The sequence below is a fragment of the Colwellia sp. MB3u-45 genome (assembly GCF_014077005.1).
Taxonomy (GTDB): Bacteria; Pseudomonadota; Gammaproteobacteria; order Enterobacterales; family Alteromonadaceae; genus Cognaticolwellia.
Map to the genome: position 1 here is coordinate 46979 of NZ_JACGVC010000053.1, position 16102 is coordinate 63080.

Below are 16102 nucleotides of genomic sequence, written 5' to 3' on the forward strand. Positions count from 1 at the left end.
AGATACATAAATGAATCTTAATATGACCTTAGTTGGTGAATTAATCGCATTTATCGTATTCGTAATTTTTTGTATGAAGTATGTATGGCCACCAATTATTGGTGCCATCGAAGCACGCCAAGCAATTATTGCTGATGGGCTTGCTGCTTCTGACCGTGCGGCTAAAGATCTTGAGCTTGCTCAAGAGAAAGCTACAGCACAATTAAAAGAAGCTAAAGCGCAAGCGGCAGGTATTGTAGAAGCTGCTAAAAAGCGTGAAGTTCAGATAATTGAAGAAGCTGCAGTTAAAGCACATGCTGAGAAAGATAAAATCTTAGCGTCAGGTCATGCAGAAATTGATACTGAACGTAACCAAGCAAAAGAAGAACTACGTCAACAAGTTGCTATTTTAGCAGTTGCTGGTGCAGAGAAAATTCTTGAGCGTTCAATCGATGCCGCTGTACATAGCGACATTTTAGATAAACTTGTAGCTGAACTTTAGAGGGAAATGAGCTTATGTCTGAATTGACAACCATCGCTCGTCCCTACGCTAAAGCGGCGTTTGATTTTGCTATCGAAGCGAATACAGTCGAAAACTGGTTAGAAATGCTAGTTTTCGCTGCACAAGTTGCTGACGACACTACTATAAAGAATTATCTTTCTGGTGGCGCGTCAGTAGAACAAGCACAAGACATTTTTTTGAAAGTCTGTGATGTTCAACTTGATAGCAATGGCCAAAACTTAATTAAAGTGATGGCTGAAAATCAACGTTTATTGGTGCTACCACAAGTTGTTACTCAGTTTCGTGAATTAAAAGCGGAACATGAGAAAACAGTTTCTGTGGATGTAACGTCTGCTGTTGAATTAACAGCAGAACAAGAAACTACATTATGCGCTGCGCTTGAAAAGCGTTTGGCTCGAAAAGTAAAACTTAATTGTAACATTGATGCAAACGTAGTCTCTGGCTTAGTAATAAAAGCTGGTGACATGGTAATAGATGGTTCAGTACGAGGTAAATTGAACCGCTTAGCAACAATAATGCAATCCTAACGGGGAACAGAGTATGCAACTGAATTCCACTGAAATCGCTGAACTGATCAAGAGTCGTATTGAACAGTTTGACGTAGTTAGTGAAGCTCGTAATGAAGGTACTATCGTTTCTGTAACTGACGGTATCATTCGTATTCATGGTCTTGCAGACGTAATGCAAGGTGAGATGATTGAACTTCCTGGCAATCGCTTTGCTATCGCTTTAAACCTTGACCGTGATTCGGTCGGTGCGGTAGTTATGGGTCCTTATGCGGATCTAGCTGAAGGCGTTAAAGTAAAATGTACTGGTCGTATTTTAGAAGTACCAGTAGGACGTGGCTTATTAGGTCGCGTTGTTAACACACTTGGCGAGCCAATTGACGGTAAGGGACCTATCGAAAACGATGGTTTTGCACCAGTTGAAATGGTAGCACCAGGTGTAATCGATCGTAAGTCTGTTGATCAACCTGTACAAACAGGTATTAAATCAATCGATTCAATGATTCCAATTGGACGTGGCCAACGTGAACTTATCATTGGTGACCGTCAAATTGGTAAATCTGCAATCGCATTAGATGCAATTATCAATCAGAAAGACACAGGTATTAAGTGTGTATACGTAGCTATTGGCCAAAAAGCCTCTACGGTTGCTAACTTAGTTCGCTCATTAGAAGAACACGGCGCGTTAGATAATACTATCGTTGTTGTAGCTGGCGCTTCTGAAGCAGCCGCACTTCAGTACTTGTCAGCATATTCTGGCTGTACTATGGGTGAATACTTCCGAGATCGTGGTGAAGATGCACTAATCGTATATGATGATTTGTCTAAGCAAGCAGTTGCTTACCGTCAAATTTCATTACTTTTACGTCGTCCGCCAGGCCGTGAAGCTTACCCAGGTGATGTTTTCTATCTTCACAGTCGTTTACTTGAACGTGCTGCTCGTGTAAACGAAGCATACGTTGAACGTTTCACAAAAGGCGCAGTTAAAGGCAAAACAGGTTCTTTAACAGCATTACCTATCATTGAAACGCAAGCGGGTGATGTATCTGCATTCGTACCTACTAACGTAATCTCAATTACCGATGGTCAGATTTTCTTAGAATCTAACCTATTTAACTCAGGTATTCGTCCTGCGGTTAACGCTGGTATTTCTGTATCACGTGTTGGTGGTGCTGCTCAAACTAAAATCATCAAGAAATTAGGTGGTGGTATTCGTTTAGCATTAGCACAATATGCCGAATTAGCAGCCTTTGCTCAATTTGCCTCAGATTTAGATGACGCTACACGTGCTCAATTAGAGCATGGTCAACGCGTTACTGAATTGATGAAGCAAAAGCAATACAGCCCATTGTCAATTGCTGAAACAGCTGTATCTTTATTTGCCGCAGAAAAAGGCTTTTTAAATGATATCGCTATCAACAAAGTTGTTGATTTTGAAGATGCATTACGTTCATACGTAAACAATGACCACGCTGAGTTGATGGCTACTATCAATGAAAAAGGCGACTATAACAAAGATATCGAGTCTGGTTTAGCGAAAGCGATTGAAGCTTTCAAAGCTACTCAAACTTGGTAATTTAGTTAACCTTTTCGGAGAATAGTCATGGCCGGTGGTAAAGAGATAAAATCGAAGATCGGAAGTGTAAAAAACACACAGAAGATCACCAGCGCAATGGAAATGGTTGCAGCAAGCAAAATGCGTAAAGCGCAAGAAAGCATGGCTGCCTCTCGTCCATACGCTGAAAATATGCGAAATGTGATCGGTCACATCGCGCTTGGTAATTTAGAATTTCGTCATCCATATATGGTTGAACGTGAAGCTAAGCGCGTAGGTTATATCGTTGTCTCAACAGACCGTGGTTTGTGTGGTGGTTTAAATATTAATTTATTTAAACAAGTACTTGCTGATGCAGGTAAACACCAAACAGCTGGTGCCGAAGTTGAATTTGCCGTAGTGGGTTCTAAAGCTACGTCATTTTTCAACAATATGGGTGCTAAAGTTGTTTCACAAATTTCAGGATTAGGTGATAGCCCATCGCTAACCGATTTAATCGGTAGTGTGAAGGTTATGCTAAATGCCTATGATAATGGTGAGATAGACAGATTGTTCATTGTATATAACAAGTTTGTTAATACCATGACGCAAAAGCCGACAATCGATCAACTTTTACCTTTGCCTAAGTCAGATGATGACGCTATTAAGCATCGCTGGGATTATATATACGAACCTGATGCTCAAGCAATACTTGAACATTTATTGGTACGTTATACAGAATCTCAAGTATATCAAGGTGTGGTTGAAAACCTCGCCTGTGAACAAGCCGCTCGTATGGTTGCAATGAAATCTGCAACTGATAATGCGGGTGACTTAATTGATGATTTACAATTGGTATACAACAAAGCGCGTCAAGCAAGTATTACTCAAGAATTGGGTGAAATTTGTGCTGGTGCAGCAGCGGTATAAGCAAAGGTTCTTTGTTTATTTTATTAGTAAATAAGAGCACAAGATTAGAGGATTAAACATGAGTACAGGTAAAGTCGTCCAAATCATTGGCGCAGTTGTGGATGTAGAATTTCCACAAGATGCTGTACCTCAGGTATATGACGCGTTAAATGTAACTGAAGGTGACCTTTCAGGCTTAGTACTAGAAGTACAACAGCAATTAGGTGGTGGTGTAGTTCGTACTATCGCCATGGGTTCATCAGATGGTTTGCGTCGTGGTCTGAACGTAGAAAACACAGGTAGTAACATCCAAGTACCAGTAGGTGTATGTACATTGGGTCGCATTATGAACGTATTGGGTGAGCCTATCGATGAAGCTGGCCCAATCGGTGAAGAAGAAAAGTGGTCAATTCACCGTCAAGCGCCAGCCTATGCTGACCAGGCGTTGTCAAATGAACTACTTGAAACTGGTATCAAAGTAATAGATTTAGTTTGTCCATTCGCTAAGGGTGGTAAAGTAGGTTTATTCGGTGGTGCTGGTGTTGGTAAAACCGTTAACATGATGGAACTTATTCGTAACATTGCGATCGAGCATAGCGGCTACTCAGTATTTGCTGGTGTAGGTGAGCGTACTCGTGAAGGTAACGATTTCTATCATGAAATGAATGATTCAAATGTACTTGATAAAGTATCACTTGTTTACGGTCAAATGAACGAGCCTCCAGGAAACCGTTTACGTGTTGCCTTTACTGGTTTGACAATGGCTGAAAAATTCCGTGATGAAGGTCGTGACGTATTATTCTTTGTTGATAATATTTACCGTTACACCTTAGCTGGTACTGAAGTATCTGCATTGCTAGGCCGTATGCCATCAGCGGTTGGTTATCAACCAACACTTGCTGAAGAAATGGGCGTATTGCAAGAGCGTATTACTTCAACGAAGAAAGGTTCAATCACTTCAATCCAAGCGGTATACGTACCAGCAGATGATTTGACTGATCCCTCTCCAGCTACTACTTTTGCTCACTTAGATGCAACAGTTGTATTGAGTCGTGATATTGCTTCGCAAGGTATTTACCCTGCAATTGACCCACTAGATTCTACTTCGCGTCAATTAGACCCGTTAGTAGTTGGTGCTGAGCATTATGAAACAGCTCGTGGTGTTCAATCAACATTACAACGTTACAAAGAACTTAAAGATATCATCGCCATATTAGGTATGGATGAGTTATCTGAAGAAGATAAATTATCGGTGAATCGCGCACGTAAGATTCAACGTTTCTTATCTCAACCCTTCTTTGTTGCTGAAGTATTCACCGGCTCTCCTGGTAAGTATGTATCACTTAAAGACACAATTAGTGGCTTTAAAGGATTACTTGCAGGCGAGTATGATGATTTACCTGAGCAGGCTTTCTACATGGTTGGTTCTATTGAAGAAGCAGCTGAAAAAGCTAAAAACATGTAATGAAGGCTGGTGATTAACATAAGTTAGTCACCTATTAGGAGGTCAAATGGCATTACTTTCTGTAAATCTGAATGTTGTAAGCGCTGAAGAAAGTTTATTTTCGGGTAGCATTGAATCATTACAGATCACAGGTAGCGAAGGTGAATTAGGCATTATGCCTGGTCACGCACCTTTGCTGACCTCACTAAAACCTGGTATGGCAAGAATCGTTAAAAAAGGTGGTGATGAAGAAATCATTTATCTTTCTGGCGGTATGCTAGAAGTTCAACCAAATAACGTTACTGTATTAGCGGATATCGCTGTACGTGGCGCTGATTTAGATGAACAAGCTGCACTACAGGCTAAAGAACGCGCAGAGAAACACTTGAATGAACATGGTAATGATGTTGATTACGCAGAAGCCGCAGCTGAACTAGCTCGTGCTGTTGCGCAATTACGTGTTATCCAAGCAACAAGTAAAAAATAACCTCCGCGTTTAACATTAAGTTTTAGTGATAAAAAAAAAGCGACTTTTACTTCGGTAAATAGTCGCTTTTTTATTATTTATGATGGTTGAAAAAATGTTTACTCCACTACTCCACTACTCCACTTAATTCAGCCAATCCAACGATCATTTTAACCCTACCTCATTGTTTTAAATTAATAATTTCCCGTCAAAGTAAGAAAATAATCATAGACAAATTTAAAGTTGGCTAGAGCCATTAGCAGTGGATTTTACTAGATATTTTTTTGAAAAAATTGAATTTGTACGAAAAACGTACTATAGAGGTATGTAGTAGAACCATAGTGTTGACATTACTTAAGGGGTAAATATGTATCACAAACGTATATTTTCACTTCCGCAGTGTTTTTTTAAGGCCTTGAAATATTTGGTTTTTGTCTTTAGTTTCATGTTTGCTACTAGTGCTAGTGCTAGTGCTAGTGAAGAAGACGATGCTTTAGCAAAAGCACAAGCAGACATGAACGCAGAGGTTTTCTCTAAACCTTTTCTCGCTGAACGACCAGAAGAAGTCAATTCCTATATCAAAAGTATGTTGGAAAAAAATATTAAGCCGCCTGAGTATAGTGGCAACTATTGGCGTCGAGGTTACACATGTCGAGATTTATTACGTCATAACTGGACTCAATATAGAAACTGTCAATATTACTATCGTTATCATGGCCGCTATTATTATTAGAAAAATATTATTTATCACAGGGCTGTAAATCTAACTATATAAAGGAAATATTATGAAAAGATGGAAGATGTTACTCAAATTCAGTTTTGTTGGTTTAATTATTACTACACTGGCGAGTTGCTCGGCAATTCACACCTCAGTGGCTAAAAGGAACTTAGATGTACAAACAAAAATAAGTACATCTATATTTGTTGATCCTGTGCCAGCAAATAAAAGAAAAATTTATTTAGAGGTTAGGAGTGCGGTAATGGAGTTTGATCGTGTTTCATTTAGAAAAGCACTTTCTCACCAATTAGTTAATAGTGGTAATGGCTATACTTTGACAGATGATCCTGAGAAATCTCAGTATAGGATGAGTGTTTTTGTCAGAAACTTAGAGAAAACTACACCTGAAGCGGCAGCATCAGCATTAAGTGCGGGTTTTCAAGGTGCAAGTATAGGTGCGGTAGCATCAGCAGCTACTGGTGGCTCATATCGAGGTGCAGCAGCAGCAGGTCTTGTTGTTGGGTTAGCTTCAACGGTTGCAAACGCTTATGTGCAAGATGTGGTGTATTTACTTGTTGCTGACATACAAATTAAAGAGCGTGCTAAAAAAGGCGTTATTGTTCGTCGTGACTCAAAAGTGAATACTAAAATATCTGATGATGGCGCAAGCACTCAAACTTATTCAGAGGCAACAAGTATGAAAGAGTATAGAACCAGAGTGGTGACTACAGCAAATAAAGCTAATTTAGAACTTGAAGAGGCGCAGCCACTAATGTTCGATAAAACAGCCTATGCAATGTCGGCATTTTTTTAATAGTTGAGCCGATATAAGCTAGTTATGTTGATAAGCCACAATTTTTTTAAGCGTTGTGGCTTTTTATAACCTAACCATAGCTTAACTATAGCTTAGCTGTGACTTAACTATTACTGACTTTATGCTGATAACTGTGCTTTTTTTAGTAAAGTATATAACTCATCTTTTAAGTGTAAACGGGCTAGTTTTTGTTGTTCTAAATACGTATCTGATGTTGACTCAACACCAACCTCTATACGGTAAATTTCTTTATCTAACTGATGATAATCTTTAAATAAGCGGGCAAAATGTGCATCTTGCACTTTTAAGTGATGGATTTCTTTTTCTAATTCTGGAAATTCATGGTGTAAAGCGTGTTTTTCTATCATTAGGGTTGCTCCTATTCGGCACAATTAATACAAGTATTGATATAAGGTAATATTTTTAAACGCTCTGGATTGATAACTTCAGTGCATTGGCTGCAAAAACCATATTCATTATTTTCAAAACGAGTTAACGCTTGGTTAATTAAGCCTAGTTCAATTTTAGCTTCGTGATGAATTTCATTAAGCACTTCATTATTTTCGTTTTCACAAGTCTGTTCAGAAAAGTCTTGAGAACGACCTTTTCTAAAGTCTGCTTCAATTGCACTAATACGTCTTTGAAGTTCAGATTTTTTTTCTAATAAACTACTTAGAATTTCTTTATTCATTAGCATTCCTCCTTAAGCCTCAATTCATTTTAAGCCTCTAGTTGCTATCTGTTTTGATCTAGCGCAATAATTTGCTCAAGTTTTTACATTATTTCAGGGTTAAAACTTAGTCAGCGAATGGCGACCAAAGGTATTATTTTTCGTCTAAATAACTGGGTTTTTTGTTAGTGAGTAGCTAAACTAAATAGCCCAGTCATCATCAAGAAAGAAAATGGTTCACAATAAAGTGTCGTGGAAAAACAGTCAGCAACAATACGGCTTGCTGAGTAAATTACTACACTGGCTCTCGGCCTTAACGGTTTTTTCGTTATTTGCCTTAGGGTTTTGGATGGTCGAGTTAAACTACTCAAGTCAATGGTATCAACTAGCCCCGCACTGGCATGAAAGTGTTGGGATACTTTTATTAATGGTCACTATATTTAGATTGTTGTGGCGTCGTATTGCCGGCTCTCCCGGTGCAATAACTAGTCATAGTGCTTTTGAGAAAAAAGCTTCAGCTTTAATGATATTTATTTTGTATATCACGCTGTTTACTGTTTTAATTTCTGGTTACTTGATCACCAGTGCTAATGATAAAGCCATTGCTGTTTTTGATTGGTTTAAGGTTATACCATGGGTACTGGGGATAAAAAACCAGGAAGATATTGCAGGTGTGGTACATTATTACGTAGCATACGGCATAATAATTTTCGCGTTATTGCATGCATTAGCTGCCTTAAAACACCATTTGATTGACCAAGACGTCACGCTAAAACGTATGACTAAAACCACAGATAAATAATTAAAGGAACTGATATGAAAAAAAAATTACTTGCTAGCGCTCTATTAACCTCGAGTGTACTAATACCAGCTTTAGCCGCTGATTATGTTATTGATACTGAAGGGGCTCACGCCTCGATTAATTTTGCTGCGAGCCATCTGGGTTTTAGTGTACTTGCTGGTCGATTCAACGACTTTTCAGGTAACTTCTCTTATGACAAAGATAATGTTTCTGCAGCTAAAATTGAGGTAATTGTAGATACCTCAAGTTTTGATTCAAATCATGCTAAACGTGACAAACATGTACGTTCAGATGATTTTTTAGATGTTAGCAAATATGCACAAGCGACATTTACTAGCAGCAAAGTTGAAGATAAAGGTGATGGTAAACTTGCCATAATAGGAAGTTTTACCATGCACGGTATTACTCACCCATTAACCATTGACGCCGTTAAAGTCGGTGAAGGTGATGATCCTTGGGGTGGTTACCGTGCCGGCTTTAGCGGTACGGCCACTATTGCTATGGCAGACTTTGGTTTTAAAAAAGATTATGGCAAAGTAGATCTGACTTTACATATTGAAGGCATTCGCCAGTAATAAATAAAGTTGATTAAAAAAGGGCCATGTGCCCTTTTTTTTCGCTTAAATTTTATAACCGTTTAGGTTAATTTCATCAACCTAATTGGGTTGTTAACGAGATAATATTAACGCGAGTTAAAAGCCGATATTTTTACGCTATCGGCTGCTATTAATACCGCTATATTGGGCTTATATAATTACTCGCTAAAGGTAAACTCTTTTGGTGGTGTTAATGCCAGCAAATGCTGTACAAAGTAATCCCAGCGTTTACGCATCATATACGGTTTTCTGGCAAAGCCATGACCACGGTTCGGTAGCATCAGCATATCAAAGTCTTTATTAGCTGCAATTAACGCTTCTACAACAATTAGAGTGTTATAGGGTGGTACATTGGTATCAGTTGTACCATGGGCAATAAGTAGCTTACCTTTTAGGTTTTCAACGATTAATTGATTTGCTTGGCTGTCGTAGTTGCTGGTGCCATCCTCATTTTTTACTAACATACCGTGATACTTTTCACCCCACTCATCCGCATAGTTTCTATTGTCATGATTACCGGCTTGTGAAACAGCCACTGAATAAAAGTCTGGATAAGTTAACAAAGCGCGTGTTGAAGCAAACCCACCACCTGAATGGCCCCAAATGCCAACACGGGTACTATCAATCCAGTGATATTTTTTTGCGAGTTGTTTAATGGCGGATACTTGGTCTGGAATGCCGCTATCACCCATGTTTTGATAATAAAACTCATGGAAGCTTTTTGAACGACCAGGTGTACCTAAGGCGTCAATTTCGATAACAATAAAGCCAAGTTCAGCAATTGCTTGGTTATCACCTCTAGCGCTTCTAAAATGACGACCACGAATACTGCCTACTTGCGGACCAGGGTATAAATAATTGACCACAGGATAAGACTTACTGGCGTCAAAATCGCTAGGCTTATACATTAGTCCATAGATGTCATGCTCGTTATTACGGTCTTTAACAATAAATGGCGTAGGCGCTTGCCAACCGGTATCGGTAAGCTTGGTAATGTCCATTTGTTCGATGATAAAACCTGATTTACTGTTAGTGCTGCGAATAAAACTGGTTTCTGCTTGGTTTGGTGTTGAGACTCGGTCTAAGAAATATTCAGCATTGTTACTCAAGGTAATACGGTGATGCTTTTGCTCAGGGCTTAATAAGGTAAAATCTGAGCTATCTTTGTTAATACTATAAAGATAATGAAAATAGGGATCTCCAGCTTCTTTACCCGCAGCAGAAAAAATGAGTTTCCCCGTTTTTTCATCAACATTGAGTAATTCTAAAACGGTCCAATCGCCCTGGGTTATTTGATTTTTAATTTTACCCGTTATGGCATCAACTAAATATAAATGCCCCCAATTTGAGCGTTGAGAAAACCAAATAAACTCATTACTTTGATCAAGGTATTGCCAACTAATGCCACTAACACCTGACTCGAAAAAGCTCTCAGCAGTTTCAGTTAACACTGTACGCACTTTACCGCTTACAGCATCTGCTATTTTTAAGCTTGCAGTTTTGTGATCGCGTGTTGATGAGACAAAAGCAAAATGACTGCTGTCGCTCGACCAGTCAACGTCTAACAAACTACCATCACTACCAGCAACATGGTCTGTTATGGTTGATCTGTGATCATCGGCAGGCATATCTAGCACCACTACATTCGCCTGCTCAATATTAATCACTACACGGTGAATTTTGAAGATGTTTTTATCACCCGGTAATGGATATTTCCAAACATCAATTTCAGGGTGACCAACCGCGGTAGACACTATAGCCATTTCGCCAACGTTTCGGCTGTCATGTTTAAAGGTGGTGAGTTTTTTCGAATCGGGTGACCATTTTACTACCGGCTTGTCACCGCGAACCCAGCCTGCATTATTGGTGGCGTAACCAAAGTTTTCTATCCCATCAGTGGTTAATTGTTTCTCGCTATTATCGTTAAGGTTACGCAGCCATAAGTTGTGCGCTTTAATATAAACTGCGAGCTTGCCATTAGGCGAAACTAACTCACTGTCTTTAATCGCAATTGCACTCAGTTGACATAAGTAATTATCAATATTACATTGGTATAATTTATCATCTAAAGTTAGCGAAATTAATTTTTCACTTATCAGTTCAAAGCGATTAAAAGGTAAATTTTCTGGTTTTATTTCTTGTTCAGTAAGGCGAGCTAATGCGCGGGTAAGTTTTTGATGATCGAAGGCCAATTTCTTTTCTTTTGTTACTGCGTCAAAGATAAAAAATTTTTTGCCTTGCTGGGTCTGGCTGCTATAAATCAGCTTATTGTTTTCAGTCCAGCTTGGATATTCTACTGTGCCAACAACTAATTTTTCGGTGTGTTTGCTCAGTTGACGCTCAGCTTGTTGGTATTTTTCAATGTTCAGTGATTCAGCATTAACACTAAAAGCTAGGCATGCTAAAACCGTGCTTGATGATATAGATTTTATTTTTGAAACCATGAATAACCTTGATTTTATCAGTTATAAAAATAGGATTTTTAAGATGTTATCATTTCTGATAACGGTACTGTGGAGATTTTCGACCAGATGAATATTGATTGCGATAGCTAACCATTCACTTGCCGCTAATTCGTTGATTTTTACTTTATCTAGACTAAAGTCTAGGTTATTTTTTGTCAATTTTAGACTTAGGTCTAATTTATAAACTAACGCTAACTCTCTACTGTTACTAACATAATAAATAGCTTTGATTAAAATTCGATCAAAGTGATGAAATAGAGAGTAATATGCCGAACTTGTTTAATCATAGTGATCAGAGTGGTCAACAAGCACAATTGTCTTGGTTGCAGTCGAGCAATGGTGAATGGTTTTATTTCAGTGACAAAAATTTTATTAATGAAGATACGTTATTAGCTCGCGAGCAAGATTATATCTGGTTAGTGTCACAAGCTACTGCTGCTGATAAAGTCAGTGGTTATCGTGTTGCTAACCAAACAATAGAAGAGTTTATTGAGCAATTAGCCGATGTTAATCAGGTCGTTGTGTTTGGCGTTCCTCACGAGAAAAAAGGCAATGCGATTCATGTCTATGTTGAGTTAAATAACCCAGCGACTGAATTATCAACACTATCAAACACTATTAATGCAAAGCTTGTTGGCTGTTTGGGTGACTTTGCTCAGGCTGATACCATCAAATTTGTTGATCAATTACCGATTGCTCAAAACAAAAATGTTTCTAGAAAAATATTAAAGTCTCAAAATATAACCATGAATTATGCAGCATAAAAATTATAAAAAAAACGATAACGGTTTTTAATTTTTATTAAAAATACGCTATCAAAAATTAAAACGATTAAAACACGACCAGAGCATATCTTTTGTTGCTCTAAGATAAATAACACACGGGGAAAGTAAAAATGTTTAATAAGAAAAAGCTTTTATTAGCAACAGGTCTTTTAGCTATGGCCGGCAGCGCGACTGCTGGTTATGAAATTAAATTGTCAGATGAAGATACAATTACTTTTGGTGGTTATGTCAAATTAGACGCACGATATGTTGACGGTAACATTAACAGTATCACTAATGATTATTGGGTCGGTGCAGGTAACGTTGGCGATATTTCTCGCACTAGCTTTCGTGCAACAGAGACGCGCATTAATACTAAATATGTTCATGGTGATGTAACTGGCTTTATTGAGTTTGATCTTCATGGCGGCGGTGGTAATGAAATTGTTTCAAACTCGGTAAATCCAAGATTGCGTCACGCATTTATCAAATATAAAAATATTCTAGTTGGTCAAACATGGTCAACATTTGTCAATACCAGTGCTTTAGTTGACGGAGTCGATTTTGGTGGCCCGCTTAATGCCGTTGCGTTTATTAGACAAGGGCAAGTACGTTATACCCAAGGTAACTTTCAAGTTGCCTTAGAAAACCCTGAATCTGACAAAGGTGATTCAAGTCAAGATTCTATGCCTGACGTTGTTGCTAAGTATACCTTTAATGGTGACTGGGGTAATGTTTCTGTCGCCGGTTTAGCGCGTCAATTAAATACTGTTGGTGGTAATTCTGAGTCAGCATTTGGTTACGGTATTACGGGTAAAATCAACACGTTTGGTAAAGATGACTTGCGTTTTCAAATTCACGGTGGCGAAACCGGACGTTACGTTGGTACAGTAGCCGCGCGTGATTTAGTGGGCGAAAAAGTAGAAGAGTCAAAATCTTATATGGTCGCTTATCGCCATTTTTGGAGTGATGATATTCGCAGCACTGCATTTTACGGTAAAACATCAACAGAAGTTGCTGATACCGATAGAAGGCATTGGGGTGTTAATCTCATTAAAAGCTTCACCAAAGAGCTTTCATTTGGTGTAGAAGTAGGCAACTTTGAATCTGTAGATCAAAATGCGGATTCTGATTATTTACAATTTTCAGCTAAATATGTACTTTAGTTTAACATCTTACGTTAGTTAACCTCCCAACCGAGGTTGTTTTTGGGGAAGCTTTTTGCTTCCCCTTTTTTATGTTCAGGATGAAAGGTATGTCATGATCATATGGATGTGAAAGAATGACGATGTTCAGGCCATCGATAGCTTCACGGCTTTAGTGCATCCTGCATCCCGTTCAAAGCCATCTAAGTAATTGCTCCTTGCATTACTCTAATGACTTACCTCCATGTAAACATATCCATCTTAATGAATGACCATCTTGATTTAGTGGTTTCTGCTATCTTTATGGCGCTTGCTTTTAACTTTTAACTGACAGCTCATAACGGCGGACTTAACAATAAGTTATAGTTATTTTTTTAGGTTGGCAAAAGCGTCAGCAAAGGCATTACCCATAGCGGCATTATTTGACGCTTTTGGTTGCTGTGTTTTTGCCTTATTTTTGCTCTGCTGTGGTTGTTTAGTACTTTTGTCGTTAGCTTGTGCTTTTTGAGACTGTCCTGAAGGCTGACTTTTTGCTTGTGCTATTGTTTCATCTAAACGCATCGTTAAACTGATGCGTTTGCGTTGTGGGTCAACTTCCGTCACTTTAACTTTGACCACTTCACCGGCTTTGACAATTTCATGCGGGTCACTGACAAATTTATCGGTCAGTGAAGAAATATGCACTAAACCGTCTTGATGCACACCCACATCAACAAAAGCGCCAAAATTCGCTACGTTAGAAATAACCCCTTCGAGTATCATGCCTACTTTAAGGTCGTTAATGGTATTAACACCGGCTTGAAAAGTGGCGGTTTTAAATTCTGGACGAGGATCACGACCGGGTTTTTCTAATTCGCTAATAATATCTTTAATGGTTAGCGCACCAAAAGCATCGCTAGTTAAGCTGTCGATATTAATTTTTTCTAGCGTTGATATATTACCCATTACTTGACTGATATCAGTGTCGAGTTGTTGTAATATTTGCTCAACTAAGCGGTAAGTTTCAGGATGAACGCCTGAATAGTCTAGCGGGTTATTACCCTGGCTTATGCGCAAGAAGCCTGCGGCTTGTTCAAAGGCTTTTGGTCCTAAGCGAGCGACTTTTTTTAATTCATTGCGATTGTTAAATCGGCCGTGTTCATCGCGAAAACTAACGACATTATTTGCCATAGTTTTGTTTAAACCTGAAACCCGTGATAACAAAGCGGCAGAAGCACTATTTAAGTCAACCCCTACTGCGTTAACACAATCTTCAATAACATTGTCTAAGGTTTGGCTGAGTTGACTTTGGCTGACATCATGTTGATATTGACCAACACCAATGGCTTTGGGATCTATTTTCACTAGCTCTGCCAAGGGGTCTTGTAAGCGGCGTGCAATAGATACCGCACCGCGAATTGACACATCTAAATCGGGAAACTCTTTGGCGGCAAATTCTGATGCTGAATAGACTGATGCGCCGGCTTCACTGACAATCACTTTGGTGGGCTTATTAGTTTCTAACTTAGTAATAACATCGGCGATAAGCTGGTCACTTTCACGTGAAGCCGTGCCGTTACCTATCGCGACTAATTCTACTTTATGTTGTTGGCATAAATTAACTAAAGTACGTACTGATTTATCCCAATGATTTTGTGGCGCATGAGGAAATATAGTCGCCGTTTGTAATAATTTACCGGTAGCATCAACAATCGCCAATTTACAGCCGGTTCTAAGACCGGGATCTAAACCTAAGGTTGTTTTTGGCCCTGCTGGCGCCGCCATCATTAAGTCGTTTAAATTACGTGAAAAAACCTTAATCGCTTCAATTTCCGCTTGTTCGCGTAATTGACCTAATAATTCTGTTTCCAAACTTTGGCTTAACTTTATTTTCCAGGTTGTTTGTACCACTTTAGTTAAAAATGTTGCCGCAGCTTGCCCAGTTAAGCGCAAATTGAAATGCTCGGTGATCAGCTGTTGTGCACTTGAAAAAGCCCCTTCTTGGCCGGGGTCGACATCAATACTTAATGATAATAATTTTTCATTACGACCGCGTAACATAGCAAGCATACGGTGTGATGGCACCGACTTTAATAATTCGGAATGCTGAAAGTAATCACGATATTTTGCTGCGGCTTTATCTTTGCCTTTGATTAATTTACTGCAAAGGTGTGCTTGCTTAAGTAAATGACGACGTAATTTTTGAATTAAATTAGCGTCTTCGGCAAAGCGCTCCACCAGAATATAGTGCGCACCTTCAAGTACTGAATTTTCATCACTAAAACCCTGCTCTTTATTGATAAAGGCTTGTGCTTCTTGTTCAGGGTTAAGTTGCCAATTATTATAAATTTTATTGGCTAAAGGCTCTAAACCCGCAGCAATCGCAATTTGCCCTTTGGTTCTTCTTTTCGGTTTAAAAGGTAAGTAAAGATCTTCTAAACGAGTTTTATTGTCGGCATTATTGAGTTCAGCCGCTAACGCAGGGCTTAATTTACCTTGTTGTTCGATATTGGTCATAATAACTTTTCGACGATCGGCTAAATCTCGCAAATAAACTAAGCGTTGCGCTAAGTAACGCAAATGGTTGTCGTCAAGCCCTTGAGTGACTTCTTTTCTATAGCGAGCAATAAAAGGAACCGTTGAACCTTCATCTAATAAGTTTATAGCCGCATTTACTTGGCTGGTTTTTACATCAATTTCTTTGGCTATTTGCTCAGCAATGGGGGTCATCTATACGGGATCCTAGTTGAATAAAAGTGGGGTGTTTACCGTCTATTTGTTGCACATA

General features: G+C 38.9%; 16 protein-coding genes. 12 read left to right on the forward strand and 4 right to left on the reverse strand.

Annotated features, from left to right (window positions below; translation table 11 throughout):
• The first annotated feature begins 10 nt into the window (after window positions 1–10).
• From atpF to H4J41_RS15475, 8 genes are all read left to right on the forward strand, one after another.
• Complete coding sequence (atpF, locus tag H4J41_RS15440) at window positions 11–481, forward strand: F0F1 ATP synthase subunit B (RefSeq protein WP_182136220.1); 471 nt, start codon at window positions 11–13, stop codon at window positions 479–481.
• Between the two features lie 14 nt (window positions 482–495).
• Complete coding sequence (gene atpH, locus H4J41_RS15445) at window positions 496–1029, forward strand: F0F1 ATP synthase subunit delta (protein ID WP_182136221.1); 534 nt, start codon at window positions 496–498, stop codon at window positions 1027–1029.
• A gap of 13 nt (window positions 1030–1042) precedes the next feature.
• A complete protein-coding gene (gene atpA / locus H4J41_RS15450) occupies window positions 1043–2584 on the forward strand; it encodes a F0F1 ATP synthase subunit alpha (protein WP_182136222.1) in 1542 nt (513 codons plus the stop codon).
• Window positions 2585–2611: 27 nt separating this feature from the next.
• Window positions 2612–3472 carry a F0F1 ATP synthase subunit gamma gene (gene atpG, locus H4J41_RS15455; RefSeq protein WP_182136223.1) on the forward strand — a complete coding sequence of 287 codons (861 nt, stop codon included), beginning with the start codon at window positions 2612–2614 and terminating at the stop codon, window positions 3470–3472.
• Window positions 3473–3530: 58 nt separating this feature from the next.
• Window positions 3531–4916, forward strand: coding sequence for a F0F1 ATP synthase subunit beta (gene atpD / locus H4J41_RS15460; RefSeq protein WP_182136224.1), 1386 nt, complete (start codon window positions 3531–3533; stop codon window positions 4914–4916).
• A gap of 46 nt (window positions 4917–4962) precedes the next feature.
• Window positions 4963–5382: a F0F1 ATP synthase subunit epsilon gene (locus H4J41_RS15465; protein ID WP_182136225.1), complete on the forward strand. Its 420-nt coding sequence runs from the start codon at window positions 4963–4965 to the stop codon at window positions 5380–5382.
• A 346-nt stretch (window positions 5383–5728) separates the two neighbouring features.
• Window positions 5729–6094: a hypothetical protein gene (locus H4J41_RS15470; protein ID WP_404842457.1), complete on the forward strand. Its 366-nt coding sequence runs from the start codon at window positions 5729–5731 to the stop codon at window positions 6092–6094.
• A gap of 52 nt (window positions 6095–6146) precedes the next feature.
• Window positions 6147–6893, forward strand: coding sequence for a complement resistance protein TraT (locus H4J41_RS15475; protein WP_182136226.1), 747 nt, complete (start codon window positions 6147–6149; stop codon window positions 6891–6893).
• Window positions 6894–7012: 119 nt separating this feature from the next.
• Here H4J41_RS15475 and H4J41_RS15480 read toward each other — a convergent pair whose 3' ends face one another.
• Together H4J41_RS15480 and H4J41_RS15485 are read right to left on the reverse strand one after the other, a co-directional pair.
• Complete coding sequence (locus H4J41_RS15480) at window positions 7013–7261, reverse strand: YdcH family protein (protein ID WP_182136227.1); 249 nt, start codon at window positions 7259–7261, stop codon at window positions 7013–7015.
• An 11-nt stretch (window positions 7262–7272) separates the two neighbouring features.
• The gene (locus tag H4J41_RS15485; protein WP_182136228.1) at window positions 7273–7584 is read right to left on the reverse strand and encodes a TraR/DksA C4-type zinc finger protein; all 312 of its coding nucleotides are present in this window, start codon (window positions 7582–7584) and stop codon (window positions 7273–7275) included.
• 211 nt (window positions 7585–7795) lie between these two features.
• On the opposite strand from H4J41_RS15485, the gene H4J41_RS15490 reads away from it, so the two are divergent.
• Window positions 7796–8365: a cytochrome b gene (locus H4J41_RS15490; protein WP_220460985.1), complete on the forward strand. Its 570-nt coding sequence runs from the start codon at window positions 7796–7798 to the stop codon at window positions 8363–8365.
• A 14-nt stretch (window positions 8366–8379) separates the two neighbouring features.
• Entirely contained in the window at window positions 8380–8940 is a 561-nt protein-coding gene (locus tag H4J41_RS15495; RefSeq protein WP_182136229.1) for a YceI family protein, read from the forward strand.
• A gap of 179 nt (window positions 8941–9119) precedes the next feature.
• Here the strand turns inward: H4J41_RS15495 and H4J41_RS15500 are convergent, their stop codons facing one another.
• On the reverse strand, window positions 9120–11405 hold the full coding sequence (locus H4J41_RS15500; RefSeq protein ID WP_182136230.1) for a DPP IV N-terminal domain-containing protein: 2286 nt from the start codon (window positions 11403–11405) through the stop codon (window positions 9120–9122).
• 287 nt (window positions 11406–11692) lie between these two features.
• On the opposite strand from H4J41_RS15500, the gene H4J41_RS15505 reads away from it, so the two are divergent.
• Window positions 11693–12190 carry an acyl-CoA synthetase gene (locus H4J41_RS15505; protein ID WP_182136231.1) on the forward strand — a complete coding sequence of 166 codons (498 nt, stop codon included), beginning with the start codon at window positions 11693–11695 and terminating at the stop codon, window positions 12188–12190.
• Between the two features lie 131 nt (window positions 12191–12321).
• Entirely contained in the window at window positions 12322–13356 is a 1035-nt protein-coding gene (locus tag H4J41_RS15510) for a DcaP family trimeric outer membrane transporter (RefSeq protein WP_182136232.1), read from the forward strand.
• A gap of 345 nt (window positions 13357–13701) precedes the next feature.
• Here the strand turns inward: H4J41_RS15510 and H4J41_RS15515 are convergent, their stop codons facing one another.
• The gene (locus tag H4J41_RS15515; protein WP_182136233.1) at window positions 13702–16044 is read right to left on the reverse strand and encodes a Tex family protein; all 2343 of its coding nucleotides are present in this window, start codon (window positions 16042–16044) and stop codon (window positions 13702–13704) included.
• Window positions 16045–16102 lie beyond the last annotated feature (58 nt).

Bases quoted from the DNA above. Each gene is read 5' to 3' on its own strand.
- atpF (WP_182136220.1), top strand. From the start codon at position 11: ATGAATCTTAATATGACCTTAGTTGGTGAATTAATCGCATTTATCGTA.
- atpH (WP_182136221.1), top strand. From the start codon at position 496: ATGTCTGAATTGACAACCATCGCTCGTCCCTACGCTAAAGCGGCGTTT.
- atpA (WP_182136222.1), top strand. From the start codon at position 1,043: ATGCAACTGAATTCCACTGAAATCGCTGAACTGATCAAGAGTCGTATT.
- atpG (WP_182136223.1), top strand. From the start codon at position 2,612: ATGGCCGGTGGTAAAGAGATAAAATCGAAGATCGGAAGTGTAAAAAAC.
- atpD (WP_182136224.1), top strand. From the start codon at position 3,531: ATGAGTACAGGTAAAGTCGTCCAAATCATTGGCGCAGTTGTGGATGTA.
- H4J41_RS15465 (WP_182136225.1), top strand. From the start codon at position 4,963: ATGGCATTACTTTCTGTAAATCTGAATGTTGTAAGCGCTGAAGAAAGT.
- H4J41_RS15470 (WP_404842457.1), top strand. From the start codon at position 5,729: ATGTATCACAAACGTATATTTTCACTTCCGCAGTGTTTTTTTAAGGCC.
- H4J41_RS15475 (WP_182136226.1), top strand. From the start codon at position 6,147: ATGAAAAGATGGAAGATGTTACTCAAATTCAGTTTTGTTGGTTTAATT.
- H4J41_RS15480 (WP_182136227.1), bottom strand. From the start codon at position 7,261: ATGATAGAAAAACACGCTTTACACCATGAATTTCCAGAATTAGAAAAA.
- H4J41_RS15485 (WP_182136228.1), bottom strand. From the start codon at position 7,584: ATGAATAAAGAAATTCTAAGTAGTTTATTAGAAAAAAAATCTGAACTT.
- H4J41_RS15490 (WP_220460985.1), top strand. From the start codon at position 7,796: ATGGTTCACAATAAAGTGTCGTGGAAAAACAGTCAGCAACAATACGGC.
- H4J41_RS15495 (WP_182136229.1), top strand. From the start codon at position 8,380: ATGAAAAAAAAATTACTTGCTAGCGCTCTATTAACCTCGAGTGTACTA.
- H4J41_RS15500 (WP_182136230.1), bottom strand. From the start codon at position 11,405: ATGGTTTCAAAAATAAAATCTATATCATCAAGCACGGTTTTAGCATGC.
- H4J41_RS15505 (WP_182136231.1), top strand. From the start codon at position 11,693: ATGCCGAACTTGTTTAATCATAGTGATCAGAGTGGTCAACAAGCACAA.
- H4J41_RS15510 (WP_182136232.1), top strand. From the start codon at position 12,322: ATGTTTAATAAGAAAAAGCTTTTATTAGCAACAGGTCTTTTAGCTATG.
- H4J41_RS15515 (WP_182136233.1), bottom strand. From the start codon at position 16,044: ATGACCCCCATTGCTGAGCAAATAGCCAAAGAAATTGATGTAAAAACC.